The organism is Nocardioides sp. AN3, from assembly GCF_054653495.1.
The window spans coordinates 17,026-32,248 of record NZ_BAAIGC010000015.1; the positions used below are offsets into that span (position 1 = coordinate 17,026).

13 protein-coding genes are annotated in these 15,223 nt (G+C 69.2%); 2 read left to right on the forward strand and 11 right to left on the reverse strand.

Features of this window, described 5'->3' with window-relative positions:
• Nucleotides 1-3: 3 nt before the first annotated feature.
• From ACYQ1K_RS16705 to ACYQ1K_RS16715, 3 genes are read right to left on the reverse strand one after another with little or no spacing between them, the layout of a single operon-like run.
• Complete coding sequence (locus tag ACYQ1K_RS16705; protein ID WP_459984247.1) at nucleotides 4-813, reverse strand: sulfate ABC transporter permease; 810 nt, start codon at nucleotides 811-813, stop codon at nucleotides 4-6.
• Nucleotides 806-1,693, reverse strand: a complete 888-nt coding sequence (gene cysT / locus ACYQ1K_RS16710; protein ID WP_459984248.1) for a sulfate ABC transporter permease subunit CysT — start codon at nucleotides 1,691-1,693, stop codon at nucleotides 806-808. Before cysT ends, ACYQ1K_RS16705 begins: the two co-directional genes overlap by 8 nt.
• Nucleotides 1,690-2,730, reverse strand: a complete 1,041-nt coding sequence (locus tag ACYQ1K_RS16715) for a sulfate ABC transporter substrate-binding protein (protein ID WP_459984249.1) — start codon at nucleotides 2,728-2,730, stop codon at nucleotides 1,690-1,692. The genes cysT and ACYQ1K_RS16715 overlap by 4 nt, the downstream gene beginning before the upstream one ends.
• 287 nt (nucleotides 2,731-3,017) lie before the next feature.
• Between ACYQ1K_RS16715 and ACYQ1K_RS16720 the strand changes: the two genes are divergently transcribed.
• Both ACYQ1K_RS16720 and ACYQ1K_RS16725 read left to right on the forward strand, forming a co-directional pair.
• On the forward strand, nucleotides 3,018-4,877 hold the full coding sequence (locus ACYQ1K_RS16720; protein WP_459984250.1) for a 2-oxoacid:acceptor oxidoreductase subunit alpha: 1,860 nt from the start codon (nucleotides 3,018-3,020) through the stop codon (nucleotides 4,875-4,877).
• 2 nt (nucleotides 4,878-4,879) lie between these two features.
• Entirely contained in the window at nucleotides 4,880-5,845 is a 966-nt protein-coding gene (locus ACYQ1K_RS16725) for a 2-oxoacid:ferredoxin oxidoreductase subunit beta (RefSeq protein ID WP_459984350.1), read from the forward strand.
• A gap of 78 nt (nucleotides 5,846-5,923) precedes the next feature.
• On the opposite strand, the gene rarD is transcribed toward ACYQ1K_RS16725, so the two are convergent.
• The 8 genes from rarD to nuoI form a co-directional block, all read right to left on the reverse strand.
• A complete protein-coding gene (gene rarD, locus ACYQ1K_RS16730) occupies nucleotides 5,924-6,853 on the reverse strand; it encodes an EamA family transporter RarD (protein ID WP_459984251.1) in 930 nt (309 codons plus the stop codon).
• 435 nt (nucleotides 6,854-7,288) lie between these two features.
• On the reverse strand, nucleotides 7,289-8,302 hold the full coding sequence (locus ACYQ1K_RS16735; protein ID WP_459984252.1) for a polyprenyl synthetase family protein: 1,014 nt from the start codon (nucleotides 8,300-8,302) through the stop codon (nucleotides 7,289-7,291).
• Nucleotides 8,299-9,879 carry an NADH-quinone oxidoreductase subunit NuoN gene (nuoN, locus tag ACYQ1K_RS16740; protein WP_459984253.1) on the reverse strand — a complete coding sequence of 527 codons (1,581 nt, stop codon included), beginning with the start codon at nucleotides 9,877-9,879 and terminating at the stop codon, nucleotides 8,299-8,301. Before nuoN ends, ACYQ1K_RS16735 begins: the two co-directional genes overlap by 4 nt.
• Complete coding sequence (locus ACYQ1K_RS16745; protein ID WP_459984254.1) at nucleotides 9,879-11,531, reverse strand: NADH-quinone oxidoreductase subunit M; 1,653 nt, start codon at nucleotides 11,529-11,531, stop codon at nucleotides 9,879-9,881. Before ACYQ1K_RS16745 ends, nuoN begins: the two co-directional genes overlap by 1 nt.
• 63 nt (nucleotides 11,532-11,594) lie before the next feature.
• Nucleotides 11,595-13,526, reverse strand: a complete 1,932-nt coding sequence (gene nuoL, locus ACYQ1K_RS16750; RefSeq protein ID WP_459984255.1) for an NADH-quinone oxidoreductase subunit L — start codon at nucleotides 13,524-13,526, stop codon at nucleotides 11,595-11,597.
• 7 nt (nucleotides 13,527-13,533) lie between these two features.
• The gene (gene nuoK / locus ACYQ1K_RS16755) at nucleotides 13,534-13,836 is read right to left on the reverse strand and encodes an NADH-quinone oxidoreductase subunit NuoK (protein WP_459984256.1); all 303 of its coding nucleotides are present in this window, start codon (nucleotides 13,834-13,836) and stop codon (nucleotides 13,534-13,536) included.
• Nucleotides 13,836-14,639: an NADH-quinone oxidoreductase subunit J gene (locus tag ACYQ1K_RS16760; protein WP_459984257.1), complete on the reverse strand. Its 804-nt coding sequence runs from the start codon at nucleotides 14,637-14,639 to the stop codon at nucleotides 13,836-13,838. The genes nuoK and ACYQ1K_RS16760 overlap by 1 nt, the downstream gene beginning before the upstream one ends.
• On the reverse strand, nucleotides 14,636-15,223 hold the full coding sequence (nuoI, locus tag ACYQ1K_RS16765; RefSeq protein ID WP_459984258.1) for an NADH-quinone oxidoreductase subunit NuoI: 588 nt from the start codon (nucleotides 15,221-15,223) through the stop codon (nucleotides 14,636-14,638). Before nuoI ends, ACYQ1K_RS16760 begins: the two co-directional genes overlap by 4 nt.

The window sequence follows — 15,223 nt, forward strand, 5'->3', positions numbered from 1 at the left end:
AGCTCACTTCGCTGACGTGGGTCGGAGGAAGGCCACGACGACCAGGCACGCGATCGACACGAGGACCAGCAGGAACGCGATGGCGTACGCGGTCGGCTGGTCGAACCCCTGATACTTGGCCTCGACGGCGAGGGTGGCGGTCTGGGTCTTGCCGGACAGGTTGCCCGAGACGACCTTGACGGCGCCGAACTCGCCCACCGAGCGGGCGAGGGAGAGGACGACGCCGTAGACGACCGCCCACTTGATGCTCGGCAGGGTGATCCGCCAGAAGGTCTGCGGCCCGCTGGCACCGAGGGACCGGGCGGCCTGCTCCTGGTCGCTGCCGACCTCCTGAAGCGTCGGGACGACCTCGCGGACGACCAGCGGCAGCGCGACGAAGCAGGTCGCCATCACCAGCGCGGGCGTCGCGAACATGACCTGGAAGCCGGCGGACTCCAGCGACGGGCCGAACCAGCCGGTGCGGCCGTTGTAGACCAGCAGCAGAGCGAAGCCGACCACGACCGGCGACACGGCGAGCGGCAGGTCGATGAGCGCCGAGAGCATCCGCTTGCCCGGGAACTCGTAGCGCACCAGGAGGAGCGAGATCGTCACACCGAAGACGAGGTTGATGACGACCGCGACGAGGGCCACGCGCAACGTGAGCAGGAGCGCGTTCTGCACGCCGGGGTCCGACAGGGCGTCAGTGAGCGTGCTGACGCCGTTCTCGAAGGTCCGCTGGACGAGCATGCCGAGCGGCCAGGCGACGAGGAAGAAGACGTAGCCGACCGCGACCACGCGCAGCAGCCACTTGACGGGGGTGGGCAGCTCAACCAACGCGGGCCACCACCCTCTGCACGAGATCGATGGCGACGATGACGACGAGCGCGACCGCGAGCATCAGCGACGCGACGGTCGCCGCCGACGCGGTCGACCCGTTCTCAATGAAGGTCAGCACGCGCACGGCGACGACCTCGGTCTGATACGGCTTGTTGCCCGAGAGCAGCACCAAAGAGCCGTACTCCGAGATCGCTCGTGCGAACGACAGCGCCGCACCGGCGGCGACGGCGGGGACGAGGGAGGGCAGGAGGATCCGGCGCAGGATCGTCGTACGCCCCGCGCCCAGCGAGGCGGCCGCCTCCTCGACGTCGGCGTCGAGCTCCTCGAGGACGGGCTGGACGGTGCGGACGACGAACGGCAGGGTGACGAACGCGAAGGCCAGCAGCACCGCGTTGGGCGTGAACGCCCAGTGCACGCCCATCGGGCTCTGCGGCCCGTAGAGCGAGAGCAGCACGAGGCCGGCAACGATCGTCGGCAGGGCGAACGGGACGTCGATGATCACGTCGAGCAGCTGCTTGCCGGGGAACCGGTCCCGCACCAGCACCCACGCGATGATCGTGCCGATGACGACGTTGACGACGGTGATGATCGCGGCGTCGAGGACGGTCAGCGAGACGGCGGCCCAGGTCTGGCCGTCGCGCACGACGTGCCAGTAGTTGGCCCAGCCCCCCTCGGCCGCCTTCGCCACGATCGCAGCGAGAGGCAGGAGGACGAGCAGGCTGAACCAGATCATGGCGAGGCCGAGGCTGATGCCGGCCCCGCGGGTCAAGGTCGAGCGCGGCTTCCGACGAACGCGCCGAGGCCGGCGCCCCCGCAAGGGCACCGGCTCGGTGATCACGTCGTCCGCCGTCTCCAGGTGGGACGGGGCCTGTGTCATGACCCGTTGGCGCCCTTGCCGGTCGCCTGCTGGATCGCGGTGATGAGACCGAGCGGCTTGCCCTGGGTGCCGTCACCGAAAAACTTGTCGGCCGCCTGGCCCCAGCCGCCGAAGGTGTCCTCGATCGTGAACAGCTTCGCGGGAGCAGGGAACGGGTTGGACGGGTCGTTCGCGCCCTTCACCTCGCCGACGTCGACGCCGTCGATGACCGGCCGGAAGCCGGACTGCGCGTAGGCGGCCTGACCCTCCTTGCTGATCTGGAACGCGAGGAGGTCCTTCGCGGCCTGCGGCGCGCCCTTGGTGACGGCTGCGGGGTTCTCGATCTTGAGGGTGTCGGCGGGGACGACGTAGTCGAGGTCCGCGCCGCTCTGCCGGGCGAGGATGGCCTCGTCCTCATAGGACAGGAGCACGTCGCCGGAGCCAGCGGTGAAGGTCGTGGTCGCCTCACGACCGGAGCCGGGCAGCGCGATGGTGTTCTTCAGGAGCTTCGTCACGTACTCCTTGGCCTGCTCCTCGCTGCCGCCGTTGCCCGTGATGTGAGCCCACGCGGCGAGGATGTTCCAGCGGGCGGAGCCCGACGAGCCGGGGTTGGGAGTGATGATCTGCACGCCCGGCTTGACCAGGTCGTCCCAGGTCTGGATGTGCTTCGGGTTGCCCTTGCGCACGACGAAGACGACGAGGCTCGAGGTCGCGATGCCCTTGGTGGGTCCGCTGTTCCAGCTCGAGTCGACGATGCCGTCCTTGACGAGCCGCGTCACGTCGGTCTCGAGCGAGTAGTGGACCAGGTCGGCCTTGTTGCCAGACTCGACGCCGCGGGACTGGTCACCGGAGGCGCCGTACGACGTCTGGAACTGCACGCCCTTGCCGGCGTCGGTCTTGTTGAAGGCGTCGAAGACGATCTTGTTCGGCTGCTCCAGCGTGGAGAAGCCGTTCACCCGGACGGTGGCGGCGCTGGAATCAGCGCCGTTGGACGAGCTGCACGCGGTCAGCGCGAGAGCACCCGCAACCAGGACCGACGCGATCTTGATGAGCTTCATGACATGCACCCTTTGTTCTGCTTCCCGAGCCACCAGATCGGGCTCGTTATGTTGAGCAGATTACTGCAATTACCCGAGACGAGTGAAAATGTCCGCATGGCGGGCGCGTCGGGTCTCGATACGCTCGCTGGCGCTCGCTACTCGACCAGCGACGGGAGCTGGCGCTCGCTACTCGACCAGCGGCGCAGCGAAAGATCGGTGTCCGATGTGTGGACGACGGCGGTTTTGACACGCGGGCCACTAGGCTGGCGAAGCACGGAACACGAGCTTTGTCGAGGAGTGCCACGGTGCCGGAACAGGTCACGCGTCTCGATCGCGTCGTCATTCGCTTCGCGGGGGACTCGGGCGACGGCATGCAGCTCACCGGTGACCGCTTCACGCAGGAGTCCGCGGTCTTCGGCAACGACCTGATGACGCTGCCCAACTTCCCCGCCGAGATCCGCGCCCCGCAGGGCACCATCCCCGGGGTCTCGTCGTTCCAGGTCCACTTCGCCGACCACGACATCCTCACCGCCGGCGACGCGCCCGACGTGCTGGTCGCGATGAACCCGGCCGCCCTCAAGGCCAACCTGCCGGACCTCCCCAAGGGCGCGACGATCATCGTCGACACCCACGACTTCACCGCGCGCAACCTCGCCAAGGCGGGGTACGACGCCGACCCGCTGACCTCCGGGGCACTCGAGGACTACCTCGTCCAGCAGGTCGACCTGACCGGGCTGACCGTCGAGGCGGTCAAGGAGTTCGGTCTGTCCCGGAAGGACGCCGCACGCGCGAAGAACATGTTCGCGCTCGGGCTGCTCTCCTGGCTCTACGGGCGACCGACCGAGTCGACGATCGGGTTCCTCGAGCGGCGCTTCGCGCGGGCTCCCGAGATCCGCGACGCCAACATCACCGCGTTCACCACCGGCTGGAACTTCGGCGAGACGACCGAGGCGTTCGCCGTGCGCTACGAGGTGCTGCCAGCCCCGCAGTCCCCCGGCACCTACCGCAACATCACCGGCAACCTCGCGCTCGCGCACGGCCTCATCGCCGCCGCGGTGCGCTCGGACCTCCCGCTCTTCCTCGGCTCCTACCCGATCACGCCGGCCTCCGACATCCTTCACGAGCTCTCCAAGCACAAGGGCTTGGGCGTCACCACGTTCCAGGCTGAGGACGAGATCGCCGGCATCGGGGCGGCGCTCGGGGCGGCGTACGCCGGCGCGCTCGGCGTCACCACCACCTCCGGTCCCGGCATCGCCCTGAAGTCCGAGACCATCGGGTTGGCCGTCGCCCTCGAGCTCCCGCTCGTCGTCGTCAACGTCCAGCGCGGCGGCCCGTCGACCGGTCTGCCCACCAAGACCGAGCAGGCCGACCTGCTGCAGGCGATGTTCGGGCGCAACGGCGAGGCGCCCGTGCCGATCATCGCCCCCTCGACGCCGTCCGACTGCTTCGCGGCCGCGCTGGAGGCGGCGCGGATCGCCATCACCTACCGCACACCGGTCATGCTGCTCTCCGACGGCTACCTTGCCAACGGCTCCGAGCCCTGGCGCATCCCCGACGTCGAGGACCTGCCGCTCATCGAGCCCGCCTTCGCGACGCAGCCGAACCACGTCTCGACGAGCGGCGCGGCCGACACGTTTTGGCCCTACCTGCGCGACGAGGCGACGCTGGCCCGGCCCTGGGCGGTGCCCGGCACGCCCGGCCTCGAGCATCGCATCGGCGGGCTGGAGAAGGGCGACGGTCACGGCAACATCTCCTACGACCCGGACAACCACGAGCTGATGGTCCGCACCCGGGCGGCCAAGGTGGCCCGCATCGCCGACAGCCTGGCGCCGCTGGAGGTCGACGACCCGACCGGTGCGGCCCGTGTGCTGGTCGTCGGCTGGGGGTCGACGTACGGGCCGATCGGAGCCGGCGTACGCCGTGCCCGCCAGGCTGGCCGCGAGGTCGCGCAGCTCCACCTGCGCCACCTGAACCCGCTCCCCGCGGACCTGGGCGACATCCTCCGGCGCTACGACCGGGTGCTCGTCCCGGAGATGAACCTCGGCCAGCTCTCGCTGCTGCTGCGGGCCCACTACCTCGTCGATGCGGTGGGACTCAACGTCGTGCGAGGGCTGCCGCTGACCGCGGCCGACGTGGCCGACGCGATCGAGGAGCTGATGAAGTGACCATGCGCTTCGGGTCCGGCCTCGAGCTCGTGCCCCTCTCGGACGAGCCGCAGACCGGCAAGGACTACACCAGCGACCAGGAGGTGCGCTGGTGCCCCGGCTGTGGTGACTACGCCGTGCTGAAGGCCGTGCAGGGGTTCCTGCCCGACCTGGGGCTGCGGCGGGAGAACATCGTCTTCGTCTCCGGCATCGGCTGCTCCTCGCGGTTCCCCTACTACCTCGACACCTATGGGATGCACTCCATCCACGGACGCGCCCCTGCGATCGCCACCGGCATCGCCACCTCGCGGCCCGACCTGTCGGTGTGGGTGGTCACCGGTGACGGCGATGCTCTCTCGATCGGCGGCAACCACCTCATCCACGCGCTGCGCCGCAACGTGAACATGACGATCCTGCTGTTCAACAACCGGATCTACGGGCTGACCAAGGGGCAGTACTCCCCCACCTCCGAGACCGGCAAGGTCACCAAGTCCACGCCGATGGGGTCGGTCGACCACCCGTTCAACCCGGTCTCCCTCGCCCTGGGCGCCGAGGCGACCTTCGTGGCGCGGACGGTCGACTCTGACCGCAAGCACCTCACCTCGGTGCTCTCTGCGGCCGCCGCGCACCGCGGCACCGCGCTGGTCGAGATCTACCAGAACTGCCCGATCTTCAACGACGGTGCCTTCGACGAGCTGAAGGGCACGGGGGCCGGCGACCACCTGCTGCGGCTCGAGCCGGGGGTCGAGGTCAGCGCGGGCGACCGCACGTGGCAGCACGACCCGACTGCCGAGGACCCCTCGGACCAGTTCGCGCTCTCGCGGATCGAGGGCCCGGTGCCGGTCGGGATCTTCCGCCAGGTCGCACGGCCGACCTACGACGACCTCGCCCGCGAGCAGGTCGGCACGGCCGTGGCCTCGTCGAACGCCTCGCGGACCGACCGGCTGACGTCTCTCCTCCACGGCGGTGACACCTGGACGGTCGTCTGAGGTCGCGCCGAGCCCCGGGTTGTGGTCCGCCGAGCCCCGGGTTGTGGTCCGCCGAGCCCCGGGTTGTGGTCGGGGCGATCAGCGCATGCGGTCGGGCCGGGCAACAACCCGCAGTTCGGTGGACGACAACCCGCGGTTCGATGCCGCCTCGGAGGTGAAGACCGCAAGCGCGATCCACACCAGCCCGAAGCCGATCCAGCGTCCGGGAGGCATCGCCTCGTGGAAGTAGAGGACCCCGAGAGCGAACTGGAGGACCGGGGTGAGGTACTGCAGCAGCCCCAGCACGACCAGCGGCACCCGGATGGCGGCCGCCCCGAAGCAGATGAGCGGGACCGCGGTCACGAATCCTGCTGAGATGAAGAGGGCGGTGTGCCCGATCCCCTCGGAGGTGAAGTGGCCGGCGCCGGTCACACCGAGCCAGGCGACGTACACGACGGCGATCGGTGCGACGACCGCCGTCTCGAGGGCAAGGCTCTCGATCGCGCCGGCGTTCGCCTTCTTCTTCAGCAGCCCATAGGTGCCGAACGAGAACGCCAGCAGCAGGGCGATCCACGGCGGCCGCCCGTAGTCGACCGCGAGGACGAGCACCGCGACGGACCCGATGCCGACCGCGACCCACTGAACGGGCCGCATCCGCTCGCGCAGGATCAGCACGCCCATCAGCACCGTGACGAGCGGGTTGATGAAGTAGCCGAGGCTGCTCTCGACGACGTACCCGTGGTTGACGCCCCAGATGTAGCCCGTCCAGTTGATGCTCACCGTCACGCCCGCGGCCGCCAGCAGGGCCAGGGTCCGAGGCGTCTGCACGAGCCGCCAGAACTGCCTGGTGCGCCGCATCGCGACGACGAGGGCGGCCATCACGACCATCGACCAGATCAGTCGGTGCGCGAGGATCTCGAAGGCGCCCGCCGGCTCCAGCAGCGGCCAGAACAGCGGGAAGGCGCCCCACATGACGTACGCCGCCACGCCGTACAGGACACCCGTGCGCTGCTCGGACCGCTCACTCAACCGTGATCACCACTCGAGGCTAACCGCGAGGCGGCGAACCGAACGCATCGAGAGGTCGCCCGCTGGCGAAAGGACGAACGAGCACACCGAGCAGGCATCCGATCGAGCTAGCCGAGATCCAGGGCGGACGCGATCGGCACACCTGGTCGGTAGGCGAGGTGCAGGTGGCTCGGCGCGTCGAGGATCGCCCACCCCTCGCAGGGCAGTTGAAGAGACGCTGCCGCTTCGTGAACTGATTCACGAAGCGGCAGCGTCCACCCTCTCCCACCGCCGCAGCGACGTCACCCCGCCTCGGCGGCCCGGCGGTGCCAAGACGCACCAGCTCGGGGGCCTACCGATGCGCAGACACGCCGACTTCGGGCTCATCAGGCCGACAAGAAGTGCCGACTCAGCGGCCTGACGGCGCAACGACACGCCGACTCGGCGGGCAGGCGATCAGGCCGTCCGCGTCGCCACGATGTCCGCGAACGCCTCCAGCGCGTCCCGCACGGGGCCGGCGGGCACGGGACCGAGACACGCCTTCGCCCGGCGGGCCTCCTCGAGGACGTAGGCACGGGCCTCATCCATTGCGGGGTGCGCACGGAGCAGAGCAAGCGTCTCGGCCAGGTCGTCGTCAGACGCGGACAGATCCGAGTCGAGCAACGCGACGAGCCGGGCGTCGGAGGGGCCCGCCGAGCGCCGCGCCATGAGCACCGGCAGCGTCGGGACGCCCTCGCGCAGGTCGGTGCCGGGCGTCTTGCCGGACACGTCGCCGTCCGAGGCGATGTCGAGGATGTCGTCGGAGATCTGGAAGGCGGCGCCGACGATGTCGCCGTACGCCGTCAGCGCCTCCTCGACCTCCTTCGGGGCGCCGCCGAAGAGCGCGCCGTATCGTGCGGAGGTCGCGATGAGGATGCCGGTCTTGCCGGCGATGACGTCGAGGTGATGGTCGACCGCGTCGTCTCCGGGCAGCGGCGCCTGCGTCTCCATGATCTGGCCCTCGACGAGGCGGGCGAAGGTCTGCGCCTGGATGTGCACGGCCTCGGGACCGAGCTCGGCGGTCAGCTCGGAGGACCGCGCGAAGAGGAAGTCGCCGGTCAGGATCGCGACGTGGTTGTCCCATCGGGCGTTGGCTGAGTCGGCGCCGCGGCGCAGCAGAGCCTCGTCCATGACGTCGTCGTGGTAGAGCGAGGCCAAGTGGGTCAGCTCCACCACGCAGGCGGCGGTGAGCACGTCGTCGCTGTCGGGGCGGTCCCCGCACTCCGCCGCGAGCAACACGAGGAGCGGGCGGAACCGCTTGCCGCCGGCCTCGAGGAGGTGGGCGGCGGCCTCGGAGACGAAGGGCGCACGGGAGCGCACGTGGTCGGCCAGGGCCTTCTCCACGAGCGCGAGCCGGCTCTTCAGCCGCTGCGCGAGCTCAGGGTCGGCGACCGGGAGGGCGAGGCCGGGTGCGGAGTCGGGTGTGCTCACCTGATGAATGATCCCGCATGCTGCGCGAGATCCAGAACCGGACCCGGGACGATGCCCAGCACGAGGGTGGCCACCGCGGTCACGCCGATGACGCCGGTGGTCAGCGGAGAGGCGATCGTGACGGCCGCCCCGCCCTCGCTGTCGGTGAAGAACATCAGCAGGATGAACCGGACATAGAAGAAGACCGCCACGATGCTCGACGCGATGGCGACCACGACCACGGGCCAGGCGCCCGCCGACAGAGCGACCGAGAAGACCGCCCACTTCCCGATGAACCCGGCGGTCAGCGGGATGCCCGCCATGGAGAGCAGGAACAGGGAGAAGGTGGCGGCCGTCAGGGGCGCACGACGCCCGAGTCCGGCCCAGGCGTCGAAACGGCTGTTCTCGCCACTGGCGTCCCGCACGACGCTGACAAGGGCGAAGGAGCCGACGATCGCAAGGCCGTACGTCGTCAGGTAGAATAGGACCGCCTCGAGGCTGCTGATCTCGTTCTTGCCGAGGTCGCCGGCCGCCTGCACGCCGAGCAGCCCGGTGAGGAGGAAGCCGGTGTGGGCGATGGAGGAGTAGGCCAGCATCCGCTTGACGTCGGTCTGGACGACGGCGAGCACGGCGCCGACGACCATCGTGAGGATGGCAACGACCCACATCATCGGCAGCCAGCTCCACCGGTCGGCACCGAAGGCGACGTAGAACAGCCGCATCATCGCTCCGAAGGCGGCGATCTTCGTGGCGGCCGACATGAAGGCCGTGACCGCGGTCGGTGCACCCTGATAGACGTCGGGCGTCCAGGAGTGGAACGGCACCGCGCCGACCTTGAACATCAGCCCGACGGCCATCAGGCCCATGCCGAGCAGCAACAGGGTGTGGTTGGCCGTAGTGCCTTGGACGGCCGCGGCGATCCCGGCGAACTCCATCGTGCCCGAGTAGCCGTAGACCAGCGCCAGGCCGTAGAGGAAGAAGCCAGAGGAGAAGGCGCCGAGGAGGAAGTACTTCAGCGCCGCCTCCTGGGACAGCAGACGCCGGCGACGGGCCAGGCCGCAGAGCAGGTAGAGCGGCAGCGACAGGACCTCGAGCGCGACGAACAGCATGATCAGGTCGTTCGCGGCTGGGAAGAGCATCATCCCGCCGACCGCGAAGAGCAGGAGCGGGTAGACCTCGGTGTGCTCGAGGCCGCGGGTGGACGCCTCCCGCTCGGCGGTGGTGCCCGGGACTGCGGCAGCCTGCCCGGCGAACACGGTGACACCGCCCTCGAGGCGGCGCTCGGCGAAGAGCAGGACGCCGCCGATCGCGCTGATCAGGACGAGGCCCCACAGGTAGACGCTCGGGCCGTCGATCGAGAGCGCCCCCTCGCCGGCGACGAGGCCACGCGCGCCCGAGAGCTCGTCGAGGCCGACACCGACGCCGATGGTGCCGCCGAGCGCGACCAGCAGGCCGACGACCGTGAGGCCGACCTGGGTGAGGTAGCGGCTCCGGCGCGGCACGAACGCCTCAACGAGGATCCCGACGCAGGCGACGCCGAAGACGACGAGCAGGGGCCAGAGCTGGCCGTACTCCAGATGCGGGTTGGTGAACGGCATCAGTGGGCCCCTTCCGCCACGACGGGGGCGTTGTCCTTCACGCCCGCATGCTCCATCAGCGCGCTCACCGTCGGGTTGGCCAGGTCGAGCAGCGGACCGGGGACGAACCCGAAGAGGACCAGCCCGAGCACGAGGGGCGCGAGCACGCCGACCTCACGCCGGTCGAGGTCGCGGGTCTCCATACGGGTCTCGATACGCTCGCTGGCGCTCGCTACTCGAGGTCCGAGATCGCTGGCGCTCGCTCCTCGACCTCCGAGATCGCTGGCGCTCGCTCCTCGACCAGCGTCAGCGTCGTTCGTCGAGTAGCCCGAGCCGCTAGGCGAGGGCGTATCGAGACGCGGCCCCGTGAAGACCCGCTGATAGGCCCACAGCACGTACACGGCGGCCAGCACGATCCCGGTGACGGCGACGGCACCGACCCACCAGTGGTAGTCGAAGGCACTGATGAGCACGAGGATCTCGGAGACGAACTGCGAGAGCCCCGGCAGACCGAGCGTGGCGAGACCCGCGACGAGGAAGAGCCCCGCCAGGACAGGCGTCGCGAGCTCCTGCCCGCGCAGCTCGCGGATGCTCACCGTGCCATGGCGACGCAGCAGGAACCCGACGGTGAGGAACATCCCGGCGGTGGCCACGCCGTGGTTGACCATGTAGAGGATCGCGCCGGAGCCGCCCTGAGTGGTGAACGCGAAGATCCCCAGGGTGATGAACCCGAAGTGGGACAGCGACGTCAGTCCGACGAGGCGCAGCAGGTCGTCCTGTCCGATGGCCAGGAACGCGCCGTACACGATCGAGATCAGGGCGAGCGTGATCACCACCGGCGTCGCCCACTTGGAGGCGTCGGGGAACAGCCCGAGGCAGAAGCGCAGCATCCCGAAGGTGCCGATCTTGTCGAGGATGCAGACCAGCAGCACGCTCGTCGCCGGCGTCGCCTTCTCGGTCGTGTCCGCCAGCCACGTGTGCAGCGGGAAGAGAGGCGCCTTCACCATGAACGCGACGAAGAACGAGATGAAGATCCAGCGCTCCACGTCCGTGGACAGGTCGAGGTTGCGCAGGTCGGTGATGAGGTACGACGGCCCGTTCTTGCTCCCCGCCGACTCGACGTACAGCGCGATGACGCCGGCGAGCAGCACCAGACCGCCGCCGAGCTGATACATGAGGAACTTCAGCGCCGCCCAGGAACGCCCCTCGCGGCCGCCGTGTACATTTCCATGGGCTCCAATCAAGAAGTAAGCCGGGATCAGCGTCGCCTCGAACACGACGTAGAAGAGGAATACGTCGGTGGCCGTGAACACGACCAGCGAGAAGCCCTCCAACGCCAGGACCCACGCGAAGAAGGACACCCGGGTCGTGTCTCGCCACGCTGCAACGAGCACGATCGGCACGAGCACGACCGTCAGCAGCACCATCAGCAGCCCGAGGCCGTCGACGCCCACGGAGTAGTTCACGCCGAACGCCTTGATCCACGTGACGTTCTCGGTGAACTGGAAGCCGTGGTCGCCCGTGTTGAAGCGGGCGGCGACGATGATGCCCTCCACGAGCGCGAGGAGCGAGAAGGCGAGCGCGATCTGCTTCGGCCGCCCACCCCCGGCCGGAGTCATGGCAGTGACGAGCGCGCCGACCAACGGCAGTGCCCACAGGATCGTCAGAGTCACGAGAGTCCTCCAGCAAGGATCACGAGGCGGCGGGCACGCGCCAAAGCGAAGCGGAGGCGCAAGTCAAACAAGATTCACCGCCAGGAGTGCCAGGACGACGACGAGGACGCCGCCGAGGACGGAGAGGGCATAGGACCGGACGTAGCCGGTCTGGGCCCGCCGGAGTATGCCGCCGGCCGCACCGACGGCGACCGGGCCGCCGGTGAGGAGCCCGTCGACGACGTAGTGGTCGATGTCGACCAGCGTCCGGGTGACGTGCTCGCTGGGGTGGACGACGAGGGTGTCGTTGATGGTGTCGCCGTACAGGTCGTGCCGGGCGGCCTGCACGGGCCAGGCGACCTTGACCGGCGCGACGGCGGGGACGGGCCGGCGCCCGACGAGGAGCCAGGCGATCCCGACGCCGACCGCCACGACCAGCACGACGATGACGGAGACCGCCCAGCCGGGCAGGCCGCCGGCCGCCTCCTCGCTCTGGCCGACGACCGGTGCCAGGTAGTCGACGATCCAGTTGCCGATCAGCATCACGCCGCCCAGCACCGAGAGCGCCGCCAGCACGATCAGCGGCACGGTCATGACCCGGGGCGACTCGTGCGGGTGGACGCCGCCGAGCCAGCGCTTGTCGGTGAAGAAGGTCATCAGCATGAGGCGGGTCATGTAGAAGCCGGTGATGCCGGCGCCGAGGATGGCGAGGACGCCGACCAGCCAGTTCTCGTGGAGCGCCGCCTCGATGATCTTGTCCTTGCTCCAGAAGCCGGAGAACCCGGGGAAGCCGATGATCGCGAGGTAGCCCATCGTGAAGGTCAGGAAGGTGACGGGCATGGCCTTCCTCAGCACGCCGTAGTGGCGCATGTCGACGTCGTCCTCCATCCCGTGCATGACCGACCCGGCACCGAGGAACATGTCGGCCTTGAAGAAGCCGTGCGTGAGCAGGTGGAAGATCGCGAAGGCGTAGCCCGCGGGGCCCAGACCCGCGCCGAGCATCATGTAGCCGATCTGGCTCATCGTCGAGCCGGCTAGGACCTTCTTGATGTCGTCCTTCGCCGTTCCGATGATCGCGCCCCACAGGAGCGTGACGACCGCGACGACGACCACCACGGTCCGTGCGGTGGGCGCGTAGTCGAAGACGAAGTTGGACCGCACGATGAGGTAGACGCCGGCGGTGACCATCGTCGCGGCGTGGATCAGCGCGGACACGGGGGTCGGGCCCTCCATCGCGTCGAGGAGCCACGCCTGCAGCGGCACCTGGGCCGACTTGCCGCAGGCGCCGAGCAGCAGGAGCAGGCCGAGGATGTTCATCGTCGTCTGGCTCGCGGCGGGCGTCGCGTGGCTGATGACGACGAAGCTCGTGGAGCCGAACGTGACGAACACCAGCATGATCGCCAGGCTCATGCCCATGTCGCCGACGCGGTTCATGACGAACGCCTTCTTGGCGGCAGCGGCCGCGGACGGCTTGTGCTGCCAGAATCCGATGAGCAGGTACGACGCCAGGCCGACGCCCTCCCAGCCGAGGAACAGCACGAGGTAGTTCTCCGCCATCACCAGAGTGAGCATCGCGGCGACGAAGAGGTTCAGATACGCGAAGAACCGCCGCTTGCGTATGTCGTGCTCCATGTAGCCGAGCGAGTAGACGTGGATGAGGCTGCCGACCCCTGTGATGAGCAGCAGGAAGAGGCTGGTCAGCTGGTCGTAGAGCAGGTCCATGCCGACGTTGAGGTGGCCGGTGTGGATCCAGGTGTAGAGGTGCTGCTTGACCTGCCGGTCGGAGTCGCTGCGGCCGAGCAGGGTGAGGAACATGACGAGGCTGAGCACGAAGCTGCCGATCGGCAGCGCGGTCGCCAGCAGCGGCCCCCACCGGTCGGTGCGCCGACCGCCCAGCAGGAGGATGGCGGCGCCGAGAGCCGGCAGCGCGATGACCAGCCAGAGCAGGCTGAAGACGCCGTCGGCGGGCCCGGGCGCGACGACCGGCGCGTGCGCGGATGTGGCGAGTGCGTGCATGCGTCCCTCAGAACTTCAGCAGGCTGGCGTCGTCGACGGAGGCCGAGCGACGGGTCCGGAAGATGGTCATGATGATCGCGAGGCCGACGACCACCTCGGCGGCGGCGACGACCATCACGAAGAACGCTGCGATCTGGCCGTCGAGGTTGCCGTGCTGGTAGGCGAACGCCACCAGCGCGAGGTTGGCGGCATTGAGCATGAGCTCGACGGACATGAACGCCACGATCGCGTTGCGCCGGGTCAGCACGCCGACGGAGCCGATGGTGAAAAGGATGGAGCTCAGCACGATGTACGGCGTCACGCTGTCCATCAGGCCTCCCCCTCGGTCCCGTTCGAGCCGCTGCTGGTCGAGTAGCCGGAGCCGCTAGGCGGAGGCGTATCGAGACCACCCGTCAGCCCCTGCTCCCGCGGGACCGGCCGCTCGAACCCGCGGGCGGCGAGCACACGGTTGACCGACTCCTCCGACGTGGACCCGTCGGGCAGCAGAGCCGGCGTATCCACCGCGTTGTGGCGCGCGTAGGTGCCCGGGGGGGGCAGCGGACCGAGGTGCACCCCCTTCGTGGCGAAGTCGCGCACCCGCTGGGCGGCGAGGTCGGCCTGCGTGGGCTTGGCGTCGAGGCGCTCACGGTGGGCGAGCACCATCGCGCCGATCGCGGCGGTGATGAGCAGGGCGCTCGTGACCTCGAAGGCCAGCACGTAGCGGGAGAAGATCAGGTTCGCCAGCGCCTGGATGTTGCCGCCCGCGTTGGCCGACGTCAGGCCCTGCATCGTGCCGAGGGTGACCTGCGCGAGCGCGATCACGAGGACCAGCCCGAGGAGCAGGCCGCCGATGACCGCGAGGACCCGCTGCCCGCGGATCGTCTCCACGACCGAGTCCGAGGCGTCGACGCCGATCAGCATGACGACGAACAGGAACAGCATGAGGATCGCGCCGGTGTAGACGATGATCTGCACCGCGAAGAGGAACGTCGCGTCGAGAGCGGCGTACTGCACCGACAGACACATCATGACGACGGCCAGCAGCATGGCGGCGTGCACCGCCTTGCGCACGAAGAGGATCCCGAGGGCGGCGATCACCATGACCGGCGCCAGCGACCAGAACGCGGCGCTCATTCGGCCGCCTCCACGGTCTCGGCACGGCGGGCGGCCGTCTGGCGCTCACGGAAGTTCGCCGCGATCGCCGGGTTGGCGTAGGTGCCGCGGTAGTAGTCGCCCTCGTCGTCGGAGAGGCGCATCGGGTGCGGCGGCTGCTCCATGCCCGGCAGCAGCGGGGCGAGCAGGTCCTGCTTCTCGTAGATGAGGTCGGCGCGGTTGTCGTCGGCCAGCTCGTACTCGTTGGTCATCGTCAGCGCGCGCGTCGGGCACGCCTCGATGCACAGCCCGCACAGGATGCAGCGCAGGTAGTTGATCTGGTAGACGCGGCCGTAGCGCTCACCGGGGCTGAAGCGCTCGTCCTCGGTGTTGGACGCACCCTCGACGTAGATCGCGTCGGCGGGGCAGGCCCAGGCGCACAGCTCGCACCCGACGCACTTCTCCAGGCCGTCGGGCCACCGGTTGAGCTGGTGCCGGCCGTGGAAGCGGGGGGCGGTCGGCAGCTTCTCGAACGGATACTGCTCGGTGACGACCTTCTTGAACATCGTCCGGAAGGTCACGCCGAACCCGGCGACCGGGTCCCACAGGCTCTCCTTGAGCGTCAT

Excerpts from the sequence above, each read along its gene's own strand:
- cysT (WP_459984248.1), bottom strand. The coding sequence starts at position 1,693 with ATGACACAGGCCCCGTCCCACCTGGAGACGGCGGACGACGTGATCACC.
- ACYQ1K_RS16715 (WP_459984249.1), bottom strand. The coding sequence starts at position 2,730 with ATGAAGCTCATCAAGATCGCGTCGGTCCTGGTTGCGGGTGCTCTCGCG.
- ACYQ1K_RS16725 (WP_459984350.1), top strand. The coding sequence starts at position 4,880 with ATGCGCTTCGGGTCCGGCCTCGAGCTCGTGCCCCTCTCGGACGAGCCG.
- nuoN (WP_459984253.1), bottom strand. The coding sequence starts at position 9,879 with ATGCCGTTCACCAACCCGCATCTGGAGTACGGCCAGCTCTGGCCCCTG.
- nuoL (WP_459984255.1), bottom strand. The coding sequence starts at position 13,526 with ATGCACGCACTCGCCACATCCGCGCACGCGCCGGTCGTCGCGCCCGGG.
- nuoK (WP_459984256.1), bottom strand. The coding sequence starts at position 13,836 with ATGGACAGCGTGACGCCGTACATCGTGCTGAGCTCCATCCTTTTCACC.
- ACYQ1K_RS16760 (WP_459984257.1), bottom strand. The coding sequence starts at position 14,639 with ATGAGCGCCGCGTTCTGGTCGCTGGCGCCGGTCATGGTGATCGCCGCC.
- nuoI (WP_459984258.1), bottom strand. The coding sequence starts at position 15,223 with ATGACGCTCAAGGAGAGCCTGTGGGACCCGGTCGCCGGGTTCGGCGTG.